We start from the raw sequence: 18,110 nt of genomic DNA, 5'->3' as shown, positions 1-18,110 counted from the left end.
GGGGTGGGGCGGTGGGCGGTGCGTGGTGCCGGTGCGGTTCGGTGGGGGCGGGCGTCCCTGGGGGCTGCGCCCCCAGACCCCCATCGGCCCAGGGGCCTCGTCCTCAAACGCCGGACGGGCTGGGAATGCCCCGACCGGCACTTGCCACTGCACGCCCGTCGGGCTGGCAGCGCCCGGCTCGGCATTCGCCACCGCACGCCTGTCGGGCTGGATGCGCCCGACCCGGCATTCGCCACTGCCCGCCCGTCGGGCTGGATGCGCCCGGCCCGGCACTCGCCACCGCACGCCCGTCGCGCTGGAAGCGCCCGGCCCGGCACTCGCCACCGCACGCCCGTCGCACTGGAAGCGCCCGGCCCGGTGCTTGTCACTGCGCGCCCGTCGGGCTGGTGGGCGACGGCTCTGCTTCCTTGACGCGCCGCCTGCGACGCCGCTTGAGCAGGGCCCAGGGGCCCGTCGGGCCCGTCGGCATCGCCGCCGCGACCTCCGTGCCGGCCTCCGAGGCGGCCTCCGCCGCGGCGCGGGCCACCGGCAGGAAGCCCTCGCGGCGGGAGGCGTCCGGGCGGTCCTCGTCGGCCGGCCACAGGCCCAGGGCCGCGCACACCGTCGGCAGCACCGCCATCGCCGCGGTCGCGTAGCCCTCCGCCGAGGGGTGGTAGTTGTCGGGCCCGAACAGCTCGCGCGGGTTCGCCTCGAACTCCGGGCCCAGCAGGTCGCCCAGGGAGACCGTACGGCCGCCCTGCTCCACCGCGCCGATCGTCTGCGCGGCGGCCAGCTGGCGCGAGACCCGGCGGGCCAGCCACCGCAGCGGCTGCTGGACCGGCTCGATCGTGCCCAGGTCGGGACAGGTGCCGACGACGACCTCGGCACCGGCCGTGCGCAGCCGCCGTACCGCCGAGGAGAGGTGGCGCACCGACCGCGTGGCCGGCATCCGGTGGGTGACGTCGTTCGCGCCGATCATGATCACGCAGATGTCGGGGACCAGCTCGGGGTCCGCCAGCGTCAGCGCGACCTGGCGGTCCAGGTCGTCCGAGGTGGCCCCGGGGAGGGCGACGTTACGGAGTTCCACCGGGCGCTCCGCCACCGCCGCCAGCCCCGACGCCAGCAGCGCGCCCGGTGTCTGGCCCGCCCGGTGCACCCCCTGGCCGGCGGCCGTGGAGTCGCCCAGCATCGTCAGACGCAGGGGCGGTTCGCCCGCGGCCGCGTACGCGTGGCCGTACCGGCCCTCGGCCTGCGGGACGTGCGGCGCCGTGCCGTTGCCCACCTGCCGTCTGGCCAGCCGCACCTCCGCCAGCAGCAGACCCATGGCCGCCGCGCCGACCAGACCGATCCCGCCGCCGCCGTACGCCGCGCCGGCCGCGATCCGCCTGGCCGTTCTCGCCCTCGACATGCTCGTCATACGTCGCCGCCACCTCCGTCGTACCCGCTACACCCACTCCTTGCCCCGCACGGACCGTGGCCCAATCCCAACGGGGAGTGAACGACCGTCATGGCGCCCGATCAGGCCATAGGCTGGCTGGACCACTAGGACCACTTCTTTGCAAGCATCCGGAGACAACGGTGCAATTCCACGACTCGATGATCAGCCTCGTCGGCAACACCCCGCTGGTGAGGCTCAACAGCGTGACCAAGGGCATCAAGGCGACCGTCCTGGCCAAGGTCGAGTACTTCAACCCCGGCGGCTCCGTGAAGGACCGCATCGCCCTGCGCATGATCGAGGCGGCGGAGGAGAGCGGCGCGCTGAAGCCCGGGGGCACGATCGTCGAGCCGACCAGCGGCAACACCGGGGTGGGGCTCGCCATCGTGGCGCAGCAGAAGGGGTACAAGTGCATCTTCGTGTGCCCCGACAAGGTGTCCACGGACAAGATCAACGTGCTGCGGGCGTACGGCGCCGAGGTCGTCGTCTGCCCGACCGCCGTCGACCCGGAGCACCCGGACTCGTACTACAACGTCTCCGACCGGCTGGTGCGCGAGACGCCCGGCGCGTGGAAGCCCGACCAGTACTCCAACCCCAACAACCCGCTCTCGCACTATCACTCCACCGGCCCCGAGCTGTGGGAGCAGACGGAGGGGAGGATCACCCACTTCGTGGCGGGCGTGGGCACGGGCGGGACCATCTCCGGCACCGGCCGGTACCTGAAGGACGCCAGCGACGGCAAGGTCAAGGTCATCGGCGCCGACCCGGAGGGCTCGGTCTACTCCGGCGGCTCCGGCCGTCCCTACCTGGTCGAGGGCGTCGGTGAGGACTTCTGGCCGACCGCCTACGACCGGACCGTCGCCGACGAGATCGTCGCCGTCTCCGACAAGGACTCCTTCCAGATGACCCGCCGCCTCGCCAAGGAGGAGGGCCTCCTGGTGGGCGGTTCCTGCGGCATGGCCGTCGTCGCGGCCCTCAGGGTCGCCGAGCGGCTGGACGAGAACGGCGTCGTGGTGGTCCTGCTCCCGGACAGCGGACGCGGCTACCTCTCGAAGATCTTCAACGACGAGTGGATGGCCGACTACGGCTTCCTGGAGGACGAGGGCCCCAGCGCCCGCGTCGCCGACGTCCTCAGCGACAAGGTGCATGGCGCCATCCCCTCCCTCGTCCACATGCACCCGGACGAGACGGTCGGCGAGGCCATCGAGGTCCTGCGGGAGTACGGCGTCTCGCAGATGCCGATCGTCAAGCCGGGCGCGGGTCACCCGGACGTGATGGCCGCGGAGGTCGTCGGCTCGGTCGTCGAACGCGAGCTGCTCGACGCCCTGTTCGCCAAGCGGGCCTCGCTGGAGGACCCGCTGGAGAAGCACATGTCGGCCCCGCTGCCCCAGGTCGGCTCCGGTGAACCGGTCGGCGACCTGATGTCGGTCCTCGGCGCGGCGGACGCGGCGATCGTCCTCGTGGAGGGCAAGCCCACCGGAGTCATCAGCCGCCAGGACCTGCTGGCCTTCCTCGCCAAGGGCGGGAAGTGACGGCAAACGTCCGGTGAACACCGGGTGCCGGCGCCGGACTTGCGGTTTCCTACCGAAAGGGTGGACTTCGCGGAACTGGTACGAGCGTGTCACGTCCGCGCAGCACACGCTTAACACGGGTCCGGCACATTGGTGGGTGTCGGCAGGGCGGGAGCGGCTCCCCGCCCCGGCCGGCGCCGAACGTCCAAGGACCTCCGGAGCGGCTCCCGGACCTCCATGGACGCCGGACGTGAGACCTGGCCTGACCCGGTCGACGTCCCTCGCGGGGACCGCCGTCGTCCCGCCCCCCGTTCACGGGGGTGCGGCGGTCCCCGCGATATCCCTTTGTGCGGGTGGTCTCAGCGGGTGGGGCTCGATGCCCAGCTGCCCAGCAGTGCCAGCCGCTCCTCCGTCTCCGAGCCCGGTTCCGGGGTGTAGACGAGCAGGCTCTGGTCGCCGTCCCCCGGGACGGTGAGGGTCTCGTACGGGAAGACGAGCAGGCCCGCCACCGGGTGCTGGAGCCGCTTCACCCCGTAGGCGCACTCCTTGACCTGGTGGTCGGCCCACAGGCGGCGGAAGTCCTCGCTCTTGAGGGAGAGTTCACCGACGAGCGAGGTCAGTTCGCGGTCGTCCTGGTGGTGGGCGGCCAGGATGCGCAGATGGGCCACGCTCTGGGCGGCTACCGCCGGCCACTCCGGGTAGAAGTCACGGGCGGCGGGGTCGAGGAAGACGTACCGCGGGATGCTGCGTGCCGCGTCCGTCGAGCGGCTGTAGCCGAACACCGCGTCGGCCACGGGGTTCCAGGCCAGGACGGTCATCCGGCGGTCCAGGACGAAGGCCGGGCTGCGGTCCATGGCGTCGATCATGAGCTGGACGGCCGGGCGGACGCGGGGCCGGTCCGGGCGCCGGGCCTGTCTGCGGGGGCGGGCCACCGCGTGGAGGTACGCGCGTTCGGTCTCGTCCAGGCGCAGCACGCGCGCGACGGCGTCCAGGACGGCGTCGGACACTCCGCCGGACTTGGTCCGGGAGGGGCCGCCGGGTCCTCTGCCCTGCTCCAGCCGGATGTAGTAGTCGACGCTCACTCCGGCCAACTGCGCCACCTCCTCCCGGCGCAGGCCCGGCACGCGGCGCCGCCCGTGCGAGGGCAGCCCCACCTCCTCGGGCCGGATGCGGGCGCGGCGCGAGCGCAGGAAATCTCCGAGGTCCCCGTCCATGGGTTCGATCGTAGGCGAGGCGGCGGGTGCCGAACCTGGTACTGGCAGACCCAGGAAAAGCGCATCCCTGGGTAGGGCGGCCCGGACGCCGCAGGGTGGTGGACGAGGCCGGGGAGTCGCCCCGGCCCGCATCCCACCGAGGAGCACATCGATGTCGTACGAGAATCTGGCCGGGCGTACCGCCGTCGTCACCGGGGCGGCGAGCGGCATCGGCGAGGCCACGGCCGTCCTGCTGGCCGAGCGGGGGGCGCGGGTCGCGCTGCTCGCCCGGCGCGGGGAGCGGCTGGAGGCGGTCGCCGGGAAGATCCGGGCCGAGGGCGGACAGGCGCTGGCCGTGGTCGCCGACGTCACCGACGACGCGTCCGTGGCCGCCGCCGTGGAGAGCGTCCACGCCGCCTACGGGAACGTCGACCTGATCGTGAACAACGCGGGCGTGATGCTGCCGAACCCGATCGCGGACGCCCGCGTCGACGAGTGGCAGCGGATGATCGACACCAATGTCACCGGAGTCCTGCGGATCATCGGCGCCTTCGCCGGGGACCTGAACGAGGCGGCGGCGCAGGGGCGCAGCGCGGACCTGGTGAACGTCTCGTCCATCGGCGCGCACATCACCGGCTTCACCAACTACGCCGTGTACGGGGCGACGAAGGCCGCGGTCACCCATCTGTCGGCACTGCTGAGGAACGAGTTCGGGCCGCAGGGTGTGCGGGTCACCAACATCGAGCCGGGGCTGACGGAGTCCGAACTGGCCACGCACATCGAGGACGACGGGCTGCGGGAGCAGGTCGGCGGGATGGCCGAGGCGATGGGCGCACTGGCGGCCGCGGAAGTCGCCGACCTCGTCGCCTACGTCACCAGCCGGCCCCGGCACGTCAACCTGCGCCAGGTCATGGTGCTGCCGACCGGGCAGGTGTGAGCGCCGGGTCAGGCCTCCCAGTCGCCGCTCTGGGAGGACGGCTTCGCGCGGCGGCCCCGGAAGAGGTCCGGGTTGAGGCGGAGGGCCTGGAAGGCGTTGACGCCGACGATGCCGACCCAGGAGACCAGCAGGCCGGGCAGGTGGGCGACGCCGCCGCCGATCGCGGAGAGCGGGATGGCCAGCACCAGGGAGACGATCCCGAAGCCGAAGCGCTCGCCGAAGGAGTCGGTGGGCTTGGGGGAGCGGGCGCCGCGGGCCGTCACCATCTGCTGCTCGGCGAGCTGCCGGCGCAGGCGGCGGTCCACGGCACCGTCGATCCGCTGGTCGACCTTCTCCAGGAACGAGTCGACCAGCGCGGACTCGTACTCCTCGCCCAGTTCCCTGCGGGCCTGCAAGGTGGCGTCGAGTTCCTTCTTGAGCTCGGGGTCCCGCGCATCCATTCCGGTCATGGGACCCACGGTAGGCAGCGGGAACGCACGCTGCACTGGGGTTAGCCCCCCTGTTGCGGCGGGGGTCCTTCCCAGACCGGGCCGTGGTCCGCGGGCGCCCTGGTACCCGGGCGGCGGGCCGATGCCGCCGGCGCGGGCAGTCCGCGAGGAGAAGGGGGTCGGTACGACCCGCCCGCACGGCGACGGAGTCGGCCGTGCGGCTCCTCAGGCCGCGACGAGCTCCAGCCCGAAGTAGCCGGCGCCCACCGGGTACGTCTTCGACCGGCGCCAGCCCGACGCCGCGAAGAGGGCGTCGAACTCGTCCAGGTCGCGTTCCATGCCGTTGGTCATGGTGAGCATGGCCATGTCCGACAGGGTGGCCAGGTCGGGTCGGCCGGGCTCGCCGATGACCATCTCCACGACCAGCGCGCGTCCCCCCTCGTGCACGGCGGACCGGCAGCGGCGCAGGATGGCCGTGCACTGGTCGTCGTCCCAGTCGTGCAGGATCGTCTTCAGCAGGTAGAGATCGGCCGGCGGGACGTCCTCGAAGAAGTCGCCCGCCACGGCGGAGAACCGGCCGGACAGACCGCGTTTCTCGGCCTCGGCGCGGGCGCCGTCGACGACGTGCGGGAGATCGAGGACCTGTCCCGTCAGTCCGGGGTCGGCCTCCATCAGCGCCAGGACGAAGTCCCCGTTCGAACCGCCGACGTCGACGACGGTGGACACGTCGGTCGTGGACAGGGCGGCGATGGCGCCCTGTGTCACCAGGCACGGGCTTCGACGGAGGGGCTTCAGCTCGTCGACCGGCCGGCCGGTGTCCCTTGCCCGGCTGCATAACGTCATGCACAGTTCTCGGTAGCTGAATAGGTTGTCAATGGTTCGGCGTCGGTCCGAGGCACCGGACGACCGCCGGGCAAGATCAGGTGTCCGTGCTGAGGGGAGTTCGAGCCACATGTCGTCTCGGGTCATGGACGCGCCGGATCCCGTCACCGTCGGGCACACCGGTCTGGTGGTCCTGGACGGGATCGGGCTCGGTGTCGCGGACGTCGTCCGCCTCGCCGACGGGAGCGCGCGACCCGTCCCCGGGACCGACGCGATGAAGCGGGTGACGGAGTCCTGGGACGCCGCCCGGCAGATCGCCGCGACCGGCCGCGTCTACGGCCGCTCGACCGGCGTCGGCGCGAACCGGAACGAGGACGTGCCCACCGAGGCGGCGGCCGAGCACGGTCTGCGACTGCTGCGCAGCCACGCCGGCGCGATCGGCGAGGAACTCCCCGCCCGGCAGGTCCGCGCGATGCTCGCGGTACGGGCCAACCAGCTCCTGGCGGGCGGCGCGGGACTGCGGCCCACCGTCGTCACGGCCCTGTGCGAGGCCCTGGAGAGCGGCGTCCACCCGGTCGTCAACGAGTTCGGTTCGGTGGGGACGGGGGACATCGCGGCGCTGGCCCAGGCGGGACTGGCCCTGGCGGGCGAGCATCCCTGGCGGGGGCCGGACGACGACGCCGGGGTGCGCTCCGGCGAGGGTGCCCCCGAGCCCCAGCCCCTCGACAACAACGACGCGCTCGCCTTCATCAGCAGCAACGCCCTCACGCTCGGGCAGGCCGCCCTCGCCCTGCACGAACTGCGCGGGCTGGTCGAGGCCACGCAGGTCGTCGGGGCGCTGTCACTGCTGGCCGTGGACGGGTCGCACGAGGCGTACGCCGCTCCCGTGCACGCGGCCCGCCCGCACCGCGGCTCCGCCGAAGTGGCGCGGCGGATGCGGGAGTTGATCGGGGCGGAGGACCGGCCCACCCCGCCGCTCGGCCGCATCCAGGACCCGTACGGCTTCCGCTGCCTGCCCCAGATCCACGGACCCGCCCAGGACGCCGCCGACGCCCTGGAGGAAGTCCTCGTCATCGAGATCAACGCGGCCGCCGAGAACCCCCTCATCTCCCCCGAGGACATGGCCGCCTACCACCACGGCGGCTTCTACCAGGCCCAACTCGCCCTCGCGCTGGACCACTTCAGGCTCGCCCTCACCCAGGTCGCCCGCCTGTCCACGTCCCGGCTCTCCACGCTCAACGAGCCCGCCTTCACCCGCCTCAGACCCTTCCTCGCCGACCATGAGCCCGCCTCCTCCGGCGTGATGATCCTGGAGTACGCCGCCGGTGCCGCCCTCGGCGACCTGCGGGCCTTCTCCGCGCCCGCCTCGCTCGGCCACGCTGTACTCTCCCGGGGCGTCGAGGAACAGGCCAGCTTCGCCTCGCTCGCCGCCCGTCAGACACTGCGCGCGTGCGGCGCGTACCGTCTCGTCGTCGGCTGCGAACTCGTCGCCGCCGTCCGGGCGCTGCGCCAGCGCGACCTCCGGCCCGACCCCGGGCTCCCGGTGGGCCGCGCGCTGGAACTCGCCGAGGCGGTGCTGGCGGCGGACCCGGCCGACCGGCCGCTCACGGGCGACGTGACGGCCGCGGCCGCGCTGCTCGACCGGTTCACGGACATCTGGAGGGGGAGCGAGGCATGAGCGACATGGGCGTGGCGGGCGGGGCGGACACTCCCGCGGGACGGCTTCAGACACTGTTCGAGGGGCACCGGCTCACACCGACCCAGCGGCGCATCGCGCACAGCATGGTGCGGCGCGCCGCCGACGTGCCGTTCCTGTCCAGCGTGGAGCTCGCCGAGCTGGCCGGGGTCAGCCAGCCCTCCGTCACCCGCTTCGCCGTCGCCCTCGGCTTCGACGGCTACCCCGCCCTGCGCCGGCACCTGCGGGAGGTCGCGCCCGCCGAGCAGACGGCCGCCTCCGCGTCGTACAACGAGTACCAGCAGGCCGTCGAGGCGGAGATCGAGAACCTCAGGCACCTGTCGGAGGCCCTCGCCGACCCGCGCCCGGTGCAGAAGGCGGGCCGGCTGCTCGCCGCCTCCCGCCCGCTGCCGGTGCTCGGGCTGCGGGCCGCGGCCTCCCAGGCGTACGGCTTCGCCTACTTCGCCGCCAAGGTCCATCCGGACGTACGGCTGCTCCACGAGGGCGGCACGATGATCCACGACCGGATCGACGCCGCCGTCCGCGCGGGGGCCTCCACCCTGCTGTGCTTCGCGCTGCCCCGGCACCCCCGCGAGGTCGTCGACACCCTCGCCTACGCCAGGGAGGCGGGCCTGAGCGTCGTCACGGTCGCCGACTCCGCCTTCGCCCCGGTCGCCAAGGTCTCCGACCTGCTGCTGCCCGCCGCCGTCGGCACCGGCCTCGCCTTCGACACCGCCTGCGCGCCGATGCTGCTCGGCCGGGTGCTGCTGGAGGCGATGTGTGACGACCTGCCGGACGCGCAGGCCCGCCTGGAGGAGTTCGACGCGCGGGCCGCGGCCCGCGGACTCTTCGTGGAGTAGGGCGCCTTCGTGGCGTAGGGCGCCTTTTTCAGACTGGTCTCACATTCGCCCGCTACCCTCCCCGACCGGCAGGACAGTGCCAGGACGACGAGGAGGCGGGACATGGCACGCGCAGATCGCAGAGCTCAGGGGCTGGCCCGGGTGGCCGTCGTGGTGCGCGCCGGCGCCGCACCCCTGTGGTGGCTCGGGGTGTTCGCGGCGGCGGTCGGACTGCTGATCCCGGGGCTGACCGGGCGCCGGATCGGGGTGATGGCGGGCGCGGCGCTGTTCGTCGTGGCGGTCGCCGTGGTGGCGTACAGCCGCCGCAAGCGGTACGCGACGCTGGGGCGGGCGGCCGCGCGCGCGGGGAAGCACGACGTGCTCCAGGACCGGGCGGTCAGTGTGCGCAACTGGCGTCGCGGGCACCGCTGGTGGCTGCTGCTGGCCTGGCTGGTCGCGCTGCTGAGTTCGTTCGCGGTGCCCGTCGCGGGCGGCATGCTGCTCGCCGGGTGCGCTGCCGGCCTGTGGCTGAAGGCCGCCTGGCTCGGGCGGCTGGAGCGGGCCGAGGACGTGCTGCTGTGGGTGCGGGTCGACTGGCTCGCCGGGAACGGCGGACGCCCGGCCGGCAGGGCGGTCAAGGCGTACCGCAGCACGGGTGTCGCGGCGGGCGACGCGGCCCCGGGAGGAGCGCGCCGCCGCACCGCGGCACTCGTCTAGTTCCGGTGCTCCCGGGTCACACCTCCAGGTCGGCTTCGATGGCCCGCAGCTGGTGGCGGGCCATCGCGAGGTTGGACCGCTTGGCGTCCAGGACCAGGTAGAGGAAGAGGCCGTTGCCCCCGCGTCCGCTGATCAGGCGGATCAGGTGGTACTGGTCGGACAGGGTGATCAGGATGTCCTCGATCTGGCCCTTGAGGCCGAGGTGCTCCATCGTGCGCATCTTCGCGCGGACCACGTCGGTGTTGCCGGCGGCGGCCACGTTCAGGTCGAAGCCCTTGCTGCCGCCCATGGTGCCGAGCGCCATGCCGCTGGTGTAGTCGACGAGCGCCACGCCGGTGGCGCCCTCGATGGAGGCGAGGGCCTCCTTGAGCGCGGTTTCGGTGTTGGCCATGACTGTGTCTCCTCGGTTGTCTAACTTTCGGTGGTGGTGCGGGCCGCCGTCGGTGCGGTGGCCGCGGCGCGGGTGTCCACGGGCTTGGCCCGGGACGTGCGGGCCGCTCTGGCACGGGCCGGAGCGGGCTTCGCGGGCGCCTTCGTGAGGGCTTCGGTGGGCTCGGTGGGCTCGGTGGCCGAGGTGGTCGCGGTGGCCGCGGTGTCGACGAGCTCCGCGATCCGGGCGCCCGCCCGACGGCCCTCCAGGTGGAGGCGGCCGACGTTCACCCGGTCCTGTGCGAGCAGCGTGACGACGGCCCCGGCGCCCGCCGCGTACGTGGCGACGTAGCCGTACACGCCCCGCACGAGCAGTTCGCGCAGGTCCCCCTGGCCGGTCTCGTCGGCGAGCTGGGCGGCGTACGCCCGGGTGGTGCCGGTGAGCGCGGCCACGGTCTGCGGATCGACGCCCGGGGTGTCCTGGGCCAGGACGAGGCCGTCGGTGTCGGCCGCGAGGGCGCCGGTGAGTTGCGGCACCCGGGCTCTGAGCCGGCGCAGCTCCTCCAGGATCGCGTCCTGAACCGCTGCCATCAGGTCTCTCCTCTCGGCGCGGATCCGCTGCCGTTCAAAGGGCCTCCAGCGCATCCCTGAGCCTCTTCAGCAAGGTGATGTGGGGATCGACGGGCTCGACGGGGAGACCGGCGCCCGGCGGACCGGGCACGGGCAGCGGCACGGGCAGCGGCTCGGGCTCGGTGAACGACGGCGGCGGGCAGGGCGAGACCACCCCGGCCGCCACCAGCCGCCGTACGTCCACCAGGGTGTGGAAGGCCGGGCGGCCCAGCTCGCGGGCGATCTCCGACGCCGTGCGGACGCCGTCCACGCGGGCCAGCACCGCCTGCCGCCGGGCCGGGAGCGAGGGGGCCGCGGGACGGTGCTCCCGGGTCAGCGGCACCTCGTCCGGCAGGGCGTCCGGCCAGATCCGGTGCAGCAGGTCCCGGCGGCGCAGGGTCTCGCGCTCCAGGTCGGCGACCGGCACGGGGCGCGGGACGCCGGGGGTGCCCTCGGGTTCCCGGGACGACAGGCCGCCGGGTTCGTCGGGGCCGTCCTCGCCGCCGTAGCGGAAGCGGCCCGGGGTGCTGCTCGGGGCGAGGGCGAAGTACGCCGCGTCGTACAGCGCGGTCAGCCGGCACATCTCCAGGGCGCCGGGGGTGAGCAGCCCGCCCGCGACCAGCCGGCGGCCCGCCCGGTGCACGGCCTCGGCGCCGGTGAGGCGGCGGGCCCCGGTGCCGGCGCCCCCGGTGCTCGCGACGCTCTCGGCCAGGGCCTGCCGCCAGACGTCGGCGTCCAGCGTGCCGTGGGCGGCGAGGAGGACGTCGGCGCCGGGGGCGTCCGGGCTCTCGGCATGCACCACCTGGCCGTCGGCCAGGTGCAGGGTGCCGCGCTCGCGCACCAGGACGCCGGTGGCCCGCTCGGCGGCCAGCCGGGTCAGCATCGGCGAGACACCGCCCCAGCCGCGCCCCAGGGCGGCCGCCTTGTCGCGCACCGGCAGCCGGGGCGGTGGGGTGGCGGGCGTGGTGCGCACCGTCGTCATCCGAGCTCCAGCCGTCCGGCCATCTCACCGAGCCGGATCCGGGCCAGCGCGAGGTTGCCCTCCGCGCGGGTCAGCCACAGGTGCAGGAAGACGCTGCTGTCGAAGGACGTCGGCACGAACCGCAGCACGTGGTAGCTGTCCCGGTTGCTGAGGATGAGGTCCTCGACCGGCGGCTCGGTCCCGTCCCCGGCGGGCCCTGCCGGGGAGTCGCCGAGGCCGTCGGCGGGCCCGGCCGCTTCGGAGCCCGCGGAGGCGAAGGCGCGCTGCTCGGCGGCGAGCCGGGCGAGCTCGGCGGCCTCCGCGGCGGCCGCCTCCTGGTCGCCGCCGGGGGATTCCCCCACGGCGCCCAGGGCCAGCCCGCTCGTCCAGTCGACCAGGGCGGCCCCCCGCGCGCCCGGCAGTCGCATGGCTTCCAGCAGGCACTCGTCGATTCCCTGCACCGTGGCTCCCCTCCCGCCTGGGGTTCGGCTGAGTGACGCCGAAACTACGCAACGTGTGCGCGAGGAGTGAGGGATCTGGCATTTTCCGGTGGAACATGCTCCAGGTGGCTAGAGTGGGTTAACTTGCCTTGTTCACGGGCTCATTGATCGACGGATGCGCCGGGGCGTGTCAACGGCTCCCGGGTGTGTGCAGGGTGGTGAGCGCACCGGCGTGCGCCCCTCCGGATTCGGCCACGATCGAGGCGAGCGTCTGGGGGTCCCGCACGGTGGCGAAGCGGACGCCCCCGGCCGGAGCGGGGGCGAAACCGTAGATGCCCGGCCGGGCCAGCGAGTTGTAGGCGTAGTGGTGTGCGAAGTAGTACGCGCCGGTGTCCAGCGCCGCCGCGTAGTCGCCCTGGTCGAGCGGCGGCAGCGCGCGCCCCTCGGCGAGCAGGTCGCCCGAGAAGCAGGCCGGACCCGCCACGTCCTGCACCACCTCGGGCCCGCTCTTGGGCCGTCCCTTGCCGTCGTACACCGCGATCCGCAGCGGCCACGACCCCGGTGCGTACACCGTCCGCGTCGCCACCTGCACGCCCGCGTGCGTCACCGCGACCCGCCGCCCGCCCGCCGTCTTGGCGTACTCCACCCGGGCCACGACGGTGCCGTGCTTGGCCAGCAGCGACCGGCCGAACTCGGTGACCAGCCCGTACCGCCCGTCGAACAGCCCCGGCACCGCCTCCCTGAGCGCCCGCGCGTACGCGCCGTACGTCGGTGTCGTCGCGTCCGAGGCGAAGTTCACCGGCAGCCCGCCGCCGATGTCGATCGTGTCGATCTGCGGCCGCCCGATGCGCCGGTTGATCTCCTCGGCCAGCGCGTAGGTCTCCGCGACCCCCTGGGTCATCAGGGAGAGCGGGATGCCCTGCGAGCCGGTGTGGGCGTGCAGCCGGGACAGCCACGGCCGGTCGAGGTAGGCCCGCACCACCCACTCGCGCGCCCCCTCGTCCCGCAGCGCCACCCCGAACTTGGAGGTCGCCGTGGCCGTGGAGGTCGCCCCGATGGTGCCGCCGCCGACCTGCGGGTTGACCCGGATGCCGAGCGGGGAGCGGCTCACGGCCGACCGCATGAGGCCGTCCAGGCGGTCCAGCTCCTGCGGGTTGTCCGCGTTGACGGCGATCCCCAGCGCCAGCGCCTCCCGGAGCTCGGCCGGGGTCTTGGCGGGCGAGTCCAGGACCGTCATGGCCGGCGACAGGCCCGCCGCCCGCGCCAGCGCGAGTTCGCCCGGGCTCGCCACCTCCGCGCCGATGCCCTCCTCGCGCAGCAGCCGCAGCACCGGTACCAGCGGGCTCGCCTTCACCGCGAAGGCGTGCAGCACCGGCGTGCCCGGCGCGGTGACCTCGTCGAAGGCCGCGCGGAGCTCCGCCGCCGACTCCCGGATGCCGGTGACGTCGAGCAGCCCCACTATGGGGGAGTCCGGCCCCAGCAGGCCCTGCTCCACGGCCGCGCGGACCGCCTCGTCCCGGCGGGCGGCCCGCTCCTCGCCGGTGTTGCCGTACTCGTCCACCACGTCTGCCGTCCTGTCCTCGTCCGCGTCTCGCATGTCCAGCGAAACATTCCTGCCCTGTCGAGGCTGACGCGAGAACGTATTGACTAGTTCTATTCAGGAAGCCAGGATGTGAATATCGACGGCAACAATCCGCAGCAGAGCCGCAGGAGGCAGACCATGTCAGGACCCCGCCCCGTCCGAGCGCCGCGCGGTACGGAACTGAGCGCCCTGGGATGGCAGCAGGAAGCCGCCCTGCGGATGCTGCAGAACAACCTGGACCCCGAGGTCGCCGAGCACCCCGACAAGCTCGTCGTCTACGGCGGCACCGGCAAGGCCGCCCGTGACTGGCGCTCCTTCGACGCCATGGTCCGCACCCTGCGCACCCTCAAGCAGGACGAGACCATGCTGGTGCAGTCCGGTCGCCCCGTCGGCGTCATGCAGACCCACGAGTGGGCGCCGCGCGTCCTGATCGCCAACTCCAACCTCGTCGGCGACTGGGCCAACTGGGAGGAGTTCCGCCGCCTGGAGGCCCTCGGCCTGACCATGTACGGCCAGATGACCGCCGGCTCCTGGATCTACATCGGCACCCAGGGCATCCTCCAGGGCACCTACGAGACCTTCTCGGCCGTCGCCGCGAAGAAGTTCGGCGGCACCCTCGCCGGGACGATCACCCTCACCGCGGGCCTCGGCGGCATGGGCGGCGCCCAGCCCCTCGCGGTCACCATGAACGACGGCGTGGCGATCTGCGTCGACTGCGACCCCCGCGCCATCGAGCGGCGCATCGAGCACCGCTACCTGGACGTGCGGGCCGACAGCCTGGAACACGCCCTCCAGCTCGCCGTCGAGGCCCGTGACGCCCGCCGCCCGCTCTCCATCGGCCTGCTGGGCAACGCCGCCGAGCTGCTGCCGCGCATGCTCGCCGAAGGCGCGCCCATCGACATCGTCACCGACCAGACCTCGGCGCACGACCCGCTGGCGTACCTGCCGGCCGGCATGGCCTTCGAGGACATGGCGGACGCGGCGGCCAAGGACCCCGCCGGCTTCACCACGCGCGCCCGTGAGTCGATGGCCCGGCACGTCGAGGCCATGGTCGGCTTCATGGACGCCGGCGCCGAGGTCTTCGACTACGGCAACTCGATCCGCGGCGAGGCCCGACTCGCCGGCTACGACCGGGCGTTCGCCTTCCCCGGGTTCGTCCCCGCCTACATCCGCCCCCTGTTCTGCGAGGGCAAGGGCCCCTTCCGCTGGGCCGCGCTGTCGGGCGAGGCGTCCGACATCGCCAAGACCGACAAGGCGATCCTCGACCTGTTCCCCGAGAACGAGTCCCTCGCCCGCTGGATCAGGATGGCCGGGGAACGGGTCCACTTCCAGGGCCTGCCCGCGCGCATCTGCTGGCTCGGCTACGGCGAGCGCGACAAGGCCGGTGAGCGCTTCAACGACATGGTGGCGAGCGGGGAGCTGGCGGCACCGCTGGCGATCGGGCGGGACCACCTGGACGCCGGGTCCGTCGCCTCCCCCTACCGGGAGACCGAGGGCATGCTCGACGGGTCCGACGCGATCGCCGACTGGCCGTTGCTGAACGCGATGGTCAACGTGGCCTCGGGCGCCTCCTGGGTCTCCCTCCACCACGGCGGCGGCGTCGGCATGGGGCGGTCCATCCACGCCGGACAGGTGACGGTGGCCGACGGCACGCGACTGGGCGGCGAGAAGGTCCGACGCGTGCTGACGAACGACCCCGGCATGGGCGTCATCCGTCACGTGGACGCCGGGTACGACATCGCGGAGGCCGTCGCCGACGAGCGGGGCGTGCGGGTCCCGATGCGCGAGGGTGACTCGGCGTGAGGCAGCGCGGCAACTCCCCGGTGCGGGCGGCGGACCCGACGCCGTCCGCGGGCCCGGGGCCGGGCGCGGCTCAGGAGGACGGACGGCCCGAGCCGGGTGCGGGGCAGGAGGGCGCACGGCCCGGGCATCCTCCTCCACGAGATGTGGCGCGAGCTGCTTCCCGTCGGCCGGCACCCCGGCTCGCACGGCTACCGCCGGTTCGCGTGGACCGGGGCCGACAGTGAGTGCCGGGCGTGGTTCAGGGAGCAGGCCGAGAACCGCGGACTGACCTACGAGGTCGACCGCAACGGCAACCAGTGGGCCTGGCTCGGCGACCCCGCCCGGGGGGACGCCGTCGTCACCGGCTCGCACCTCGACTCCGTCCCCGACGGAGGCGCCTTCGACGGCCCCCTCGGAGTCGTGTCCTCCTTCGCCGCCCTCGACGAACTCCGGTCACGTCAGGCCGAGTTCACCAAACCCCTCGCCCTCGTCAACTTCGGCGACGAGGAGGGCGCCCGCTTCGGGCTCGCCTGTGTCGGGTCCCGGCTCACCGCGGGCGCGCTCACCACCGAGCAGGCGCACCTGCTGACCGACGGGGACGGGGTCAGCCTGCCGGAGGCCATGGAGGCGGCGGGGTACGACCCCGACGGCATCGGCGCCGACCCGGAACGGCTCGCCCGCATCGGCGCCTTCGTCGAACTGCACGTCGAGCAGGGCCGGGCGCTGGACCTGTCCGGCGACCGGATCGGCATCGCCAGTGCCATCTGGCCGCACGGCCGCTGGCGGTTCGACTTCCGCGGCGAGGCCAACCACGCCGGCACCACCCGGCTCGCGGACCGGCGCGACCCCATGCTGTCGTACGCCGAGACCGTGCTCGCCGCCCGCCGCGAGGCCGAACTCGCCGGTGCGGTCGCCACCTTCGGCAAGATCTCCGTGGAGCCGAACGGCGTCAACGCCATCCCCTCCCTGGTGCGCGGCTGGCTCGACTCCCGCGCCGCCGACCAGGAAAGCCTCGACCAGGTGGTCGGCGGTGTCGAGAAGGCGGCCAGGGAGTACGCGCGGGCGCACGGCATCGACCTCGACGTGGTCCGGGAGTCCTTCACCCCCGTCGTCGAGTTCGACCACGCCCTGCGCGACGAACTCGCCCGCATCCTGGGCACCCGCACCGACCTGAAGGTGCCCGTCCTGGGAACCGGCGCCGGACACGACGCCGGGATCCTCTCCGGGCACATCCCGACCGCCATGCTGTTCGTGCGCAACCCCACCGGCGTCTCGCACTCCCCGGCGGAGTCCGCCGCCGAGGACGACTGCGTGGCCGGGGTCCTCGCGCTCGCCGACGTACTGGAAGGACTGGCCTGCAGGTGACAGCGAAGACCTACTGGCTGGAGCACGCCTGGCTCGGCACCCACGTCGAGCCGGGCGTGGCACTGACGGTGTCGACCAGCGGCTCCGCCGCGGGGGCGGACGGCCGCGTCACCGCCGTCCGCACCGGCACCGACACCCCGCCCCCCGGCGCCGAGATCCTGCGCGGACTGACCCTGCCCGGGCTGGCGAACGCCCACTCGCACGCCTTCCACCGGGCCCTGCGCTCCACCGTCCAGGTCGGCTCCGGAACCTTCTGGACCTGGCGCGAGGTCATGTACGCCACCGCCGGCCGGCTCACCCCGGACACCTACCGCGCCCTCGCCCGGGCCGTGTACGCGGAGATGGCGCTGGCGGGCATCACGGCGGTCGGTGAGTTCCACTACCTGCACCACGCCCCCGGCGGCACCCCCTACGCCGACCCCAACGCCATGGGCGAGGCGCTGATCGAGGCCGCCGCCGACGCCGGCATCCGCATCACCCTCCTCGACACCGCCTATCTCTCCTCCGGCTTCGGACAGCCGCCCACCAGCCACCAGCTCCGCTTCTCCGACGGCAGCGCGGACGCCTGGGCCGAACGCTGTTCAGTTCTCAAGGACCGGGACCACGCGAGGATCGGGGCGGCGATCCACTCCGTACGGGCCGTGCCCGCCGACCAGTTGGCGACCGTGGCGCGCTGGGCCGAACAGCGGCGGGCCCCGCTGCACGTCCACCTGTCCGAGCAGACCGCCGAGAACGACGCCTGCCGCGAGGCCCACGGCTGCACGCCGGCCCGGCTGCTCGCCGAGCACGGTGTCCTCGGGCCGCGCACCACCGGTGTCCACAACACCCACCTCACCGACGAGGACATCGCGCTGATCGGCGGCAGCGGCACCGGCACCTGCATGTGCCCGACGACCGAGCGGGACCTCGCCGACGGCATCGGACCCGCGGTGGCCCTCCAGAGGGCGGGCTCACCGCTCTGCCTCGGCTCCGACAGCCACGCCGTCATCGACCTGCTCGAAGAGGCCCGCGCGATGGAGCTCGACGAGCGCCTGCGCACCCGCACCCGCGGTCACTGGACGGCGGCGGCCCTCCTGCGGGCGGCCTCGGCCGACGGCCACGCGGCCCTCGGCTGGGACGGCGCGGGCACCCTGGAGCCCGGCGCGCTCGCCGACTTCACCACCATCAGGCTCGACTCGGTCAGGACGGCAGGGCCGCCTCCGCGGCTCGGGGCCGAGACGGCCGTATTCGCCGCGTCGGCAGCGGACGTGTCGCACACGGTCGTGGCAGGTCGGCACGTGGTGCGCGACGGGGTCCACGCGCTGGTCCCGGACGTGCCGCAAGCCCTCGCGGAAGCCGTCGCCGCACTGCACGGATGACCCCGGGCAGCCCGCTGCCACGGTTTTTCCGCGGACGGCGCCGCTGGCCGACCCGGCGACCGCTGCGGCAGTCCGTTGCCGAGGTCTGCCACGAGGAGCCGCTCGGCG

At 73.8% G+C, this 18,110-nt stretch carries 17 protein-coding genes; 8 read left to right on the top strand and 9 right to left on the bottom strand.

Annotation, left to right across the window (positions count from 1 at the left end; all coding sequences use genetic code 11):
• Positions 1 to 364: 364 nt before the first annotated feature.
• Positions 365 to 1,396: an SGNH/GDSL hydrolase family protein gene (locus AOJ26_RS36445; protein WP_053852640.1), complete on the bottom strand. Its 1,032-nt coding sequence runs from the start codon at positions 1,394 to 1,396 to the stop codon at positions 365 to 367.
• A 161-nt stretch (positions 1,397 to 1,557) separates the two neighbouring features.
• Here AOJ26_RS36445 and AOJ26_RS36440 point away from each other — a divergent pair, with 161 nt between their 5' ends.
• Positions 1,558 to 2,946 carry a cystathionine beta-synthase gene (locus AOJ26_RS36440; protein WP_053852639.1) on the top strand — a complete coding sequence of 463 codons (1,389 nt, stop codon included), beginning with the start codon at positions 1,558 to 1,560 and terminating at the stop codon, positions 2,944 to 2,946.
• 338 nt (positions 2,947 to 3,284) lie between these two features.
• Here the strand turns inward: AOJ26_RS36440 and AOJ26_RS36435 are convergent, their stop codons facing one another.
• A complete protein-coding gene (locus AOJ26_RS36435; protein WP_053852638.1) occupies positions 3,285 to 4,139 on the bottom strand; it encodes a helix-turn-helix transcriptional regulator in 855 nt (284 codons plus the stop codon).
• A 151-nt stretch (positions 4,140 to 4,290) separates the two neighbouring features.
• Here AOJ26_RS36435 and AOJ26_RS36430 point away from each other — a divergent pair, with 151 nt between their 5' ends.
• Positions 4,291 to 5,055 (top strand): SDR family oxidoreductase, encoded by a 765-nt coding sequence (locus AOJ26_RS36430; protein ID WP_053852637.1) that lies wholly within the window; start codon positions 4,291 to 4,293, stop codon positions 5,053 to 5,055.
• 8 nt (positions 5,056 to 5,063) lie between these two features.
• On the opposite strand, the gene AOJ26_RS36425 is transcribed toward AOJ26_RS36430, so the two are convergent.
• Positions 5,064 to 5,495 (bottom strand): hypothetical protein, encoded by a 432-nt coding sequence (locus AOJ26_RS36425; protein ID WP_053852636.1) that lies wholly within the window; start codon positions 5,493 to 5,495, stop codon positions 5,064 to 5,066.
• Positions 5,496 to 5,708: 213 nt separating this feature from the next.
• Positions 5,709 to 6,248, bottom strand: coding sequence for a methyltransferase (locus AOJ26_RS36420; protein WP_053852635.1), 540 nt, complete (start codon positions 6,246 to 6,248; stop codon positions 5,709 to 5,711).
• A 187-nt stretch (positions 6,249 to 6,435) separates the two neighbouring features.
• On the opposite strand from AOJ26_RS36420, the gene AOJ26_RS36415 reads away from it, so the two are divergent.
• The 3 genes from AOJ26_RS36415 (at position 6,436) to AOJ26_RS36405 (ending at position 9,536) form a co-directional block, all read left to right on the top strand.
• Positions 6,436 to 7,983 (top strand): aromatic amino acid ammonia-lyase, encoded by a 1,548-nt coding sequence (locus AOJ26_RS36415; protein ID WP_053852634.1) that lies wholly within the window; start codon positions 6,436 to 6,438, stop codon positions 7,981 to 7,983.
• A 5-nt stretch (positions 7,984 to 7,988) separates the two neighbouring features.
• Positions 7,989 to 8,840, top strand: a complete 852-nt coding sequence (locus tag AOJ26_RS36410) for a MurR/RpiR family transcriptional regulator (RefSeq protein WP_373413196.1) — start codon at positions 7,989 to 7,991, stop codon at positions 8,838 to 8,840.
• 102 nt (positions 8,841 to 8,942) lie between these two features.
• A complete protein-coding gene (locus AOJ26_RS36405; RefSeq protein WP_053852632.1) occupies positions 8,943 to 9,536 on the top strand; it encodes a hypothetical protein in 594 nt (197 codons plus the stop codon).
• A 16-nt stretch (positions 9,537 to 9,552) separates the two neighbouring features.
• Here the strand turns inward: AOJ26_RS36405 and AOJ26_RS36400 are convergent, their stop codons facing one another.
• The 5 genes from AOJ26_RS36400 to AOJ26_RS36380 form a co-directional block, all read right to left on the bottom strand.
• Complete coding sequence (locus tag AOJ26_RS36400; protein ID WP_053852631.1) at positions 9,553 to 9,927, bottom strand: hypothetical protein; 375 nt, start codon at positions 9,925 to 9,927, stop codon at positions 9,553 to 9,555.
• A gap of 20 nt (positions 9,928 to 9,947) precedes the next feature.
• Complete coding sequence (locus AOJ26_RS36395) at positions 9,948 to 10,496, bottom strand: roadblock/LC7 domain-containing protein (protein ID WP_053852630.1); 549 nt, start codon at positions 10,494 to 10,496, stop codon at positions 9,948 to 9,950.
• Positions 10,497 to 10,530: 34 nt separating this feature from the next.
• A complete protein-coding gene (locus tag AOJ26_RS36390) occupies positions 10,531 to 11,496 on the bottom strand; it encodes a hypothetical protein (protein WP_053852629.1) in 966 nt (321 codons plus the stop codon).
• The gene (locus AOJ26_RS36385) at positions 11,493 to 11,936 is read right to left on the bottom strand and encodes a hypothetical protein (RefSeq protein ID WP_053852628.1); all 444 of its coding nucleotides are present in this window, start codon (positions 11,934 to 11,936) and stop codon (positions 11,493 to 11,495) included. Before AOJ26_RS36385 ends, AOJ26_RS36390 begins: the two co-directional genes overlap by 4 nt.
• A 169-nt stretch (positions 11,937 to 12,105) precedes the next feature.
• The gene (locus AOJ26_RS36380; RefSeq protein ID WP_053852627.1) at positions 12,106 to 13,512 is read right to left on the bottom strand and encodes a diaminopimelate decarboxylase; all 1,407 of its coding nucleotides are present in this window, start codon (positions 13,510 to 13,512) and stop codon (positions 12,106 to 12,108) included.
• Positions 13,513 to 13,635: 123 nt separating this feature from the next.
• On the opposite strand from AOJ26_RS36380, the gene hutU reads away from it, so the two are divergent.
• The 3 genes from hutU (at position 13,636) to AOJ26_RS36365 (ending at position 18,002) form a co-directional block, all read left to right on the top strand.
• A complete protein-coding gene (hutU, locus tag AOJ26_RS36375; protein ID WP_053852626.1) occupies positions 13,636 to 15,300 on the top strand; it encodes a urocanate hydratase in 1,665 nt (554 codons plus the stop codon).
• Between the two features lie 141 nt (positions 15,301 to 15,441).
• Complete coding sequence (locus tag AOJ26_RS36370; protein WP_086724552.1) at positions 15,442 to 16,644, top strand: allantoate amidohydrolase; 1,203 nt, start codon at positions 15,442 to 15,444, stop codon at positions 16,642 to 16,644.
• A complete protein-coding gene (locus AOJ26_RS36365; protein WP_053852624.1) occupies positions 16,641 to 18,002 on the top strand; it encodes a formimidoylglutamate deiminase in 1,362 nt (453 codons plus the stop codon). Before AOJ26_RS36370 ends, AOJ26_RS36365 begins: the two co-directional genes overlap by 4 nt.
• Positions 18,003 to 18,110 lie beyond the last annotated feature (108 nt).

The sequence above is a fragment of the Streptomyces sp. NRRL B-24085 genome (assembly GCF_001282115.1).
GTDB lineage: Bacteria > Actinomycetota > Actinomycetes > Streptomycetales > Streptomycetaceae > Streptomyces.
Note: the sequence above shows the minus strand (reverse complement) of the source record. Positions and strands in the feature narration are given on the sequence as shown.

What these genes read in the sequence shown, in the direction of transcription:
- AOJ26_RS36370 (WP_086724552.1), top strand. Translation starts at nt 15,442, where the DNA reads ATGTGGCGCGAGCTGCTTCCCGTCGGCCGGCACCCCGGCTCGCACGGC.
- AOJ26_RS36395 (WP_053852630.1), bottom strand. Translation starts at nt 10,496, where the DNA reads ATGGCAGCGGTTCAGGACGCGATCCTGGAGGAGCTGCGCCGGCTCAGA.
- AOJ26_RS36400 (WP_053852631.1), bottom strand. Translation starts at nt 9,927, where the DNA reads ATGGCCAACACCGAAACCGCGCTCAAGGAGGCCCTCGCCTCCATCGAG.
- AOJ26_RS36415 (WP_053852634.1), top strand. Translation starts at nt 6,436, where the DNA reads ATGTCGTCTCGGGTCATGGACGCGCCGGATCCCGTCACCGTCGGGCAC.
- AOJ26_RS36445 (WP_053852640.1), bottom strand. Translation starts at nt 1,396, where the DNA reads ATGACGAGCATGTCGAGGGCGAGAACGGCCAGGCGGATCGCGGCCGGC.
- AOJ26_RS36430 (WP_053852637.1), top strand. Translation starts at nt 4,291, where the DNA reads ATGTCGTACGAGAATCTGGCCGGGCGTACCGCCGTCGTCACCGGGGCG.
- AOJ26_RS36390 (WP_053852629.1), bottom strand. Translation starts at nt 11,496, where the DNA reads ATGACGACGGTGCGCACCACGCCCGCCACCCCACCGCCCCGGCTGCCG.
- AOJ26_RS36380 (WP_053852627.1), bottom strand. Translation starts at nt 13,512, where the DNA reads ATGCGAGACGCGGACGAGGACAGGACGGCAGACGTGGTGGACGAGTAC.
- AOJ26_RS36405 (WP_053852632.1), top strand. Translation starts at nt 8,943, where the DNA reads ATGGCACGCGCAGATCGCAGAGCTCAGGGGCTGGCCCGGGTGGCCGTC.
- hutU (WP_053852626.1), top strand. Translation starts at nt 13,636, where the DNA reads ATGTCAGGACCCCGCCCCGTCCGAGCGCCGCGCGGTACGGAACTGAGC.
- AOJ26_RS36410 (WP_373413196.1), top strand. Translation starts at nt 7,989, where the DNA reads ATGGGCGTGGCGGGCGGGGCGGACACTCCCGCGGGACGGCTTCAGACA.
- AOJ26_RS36425 (WP_053852636.1), bottom strand. Translation starts at nt 5,495, where the DNA reads ATGGATGCGCGGGACCCCGAGCTCAAGAAGGAACTCGACGCCACCTTG.
- AOJ26_RS36435 (WP_053852638.1), bottom strand. Translation starts at nt 4,139, where the DNA reads ATGGACGGGGACCTCGGAGATTTCCTGCGCTCGCGCCGCGCCCGCATC.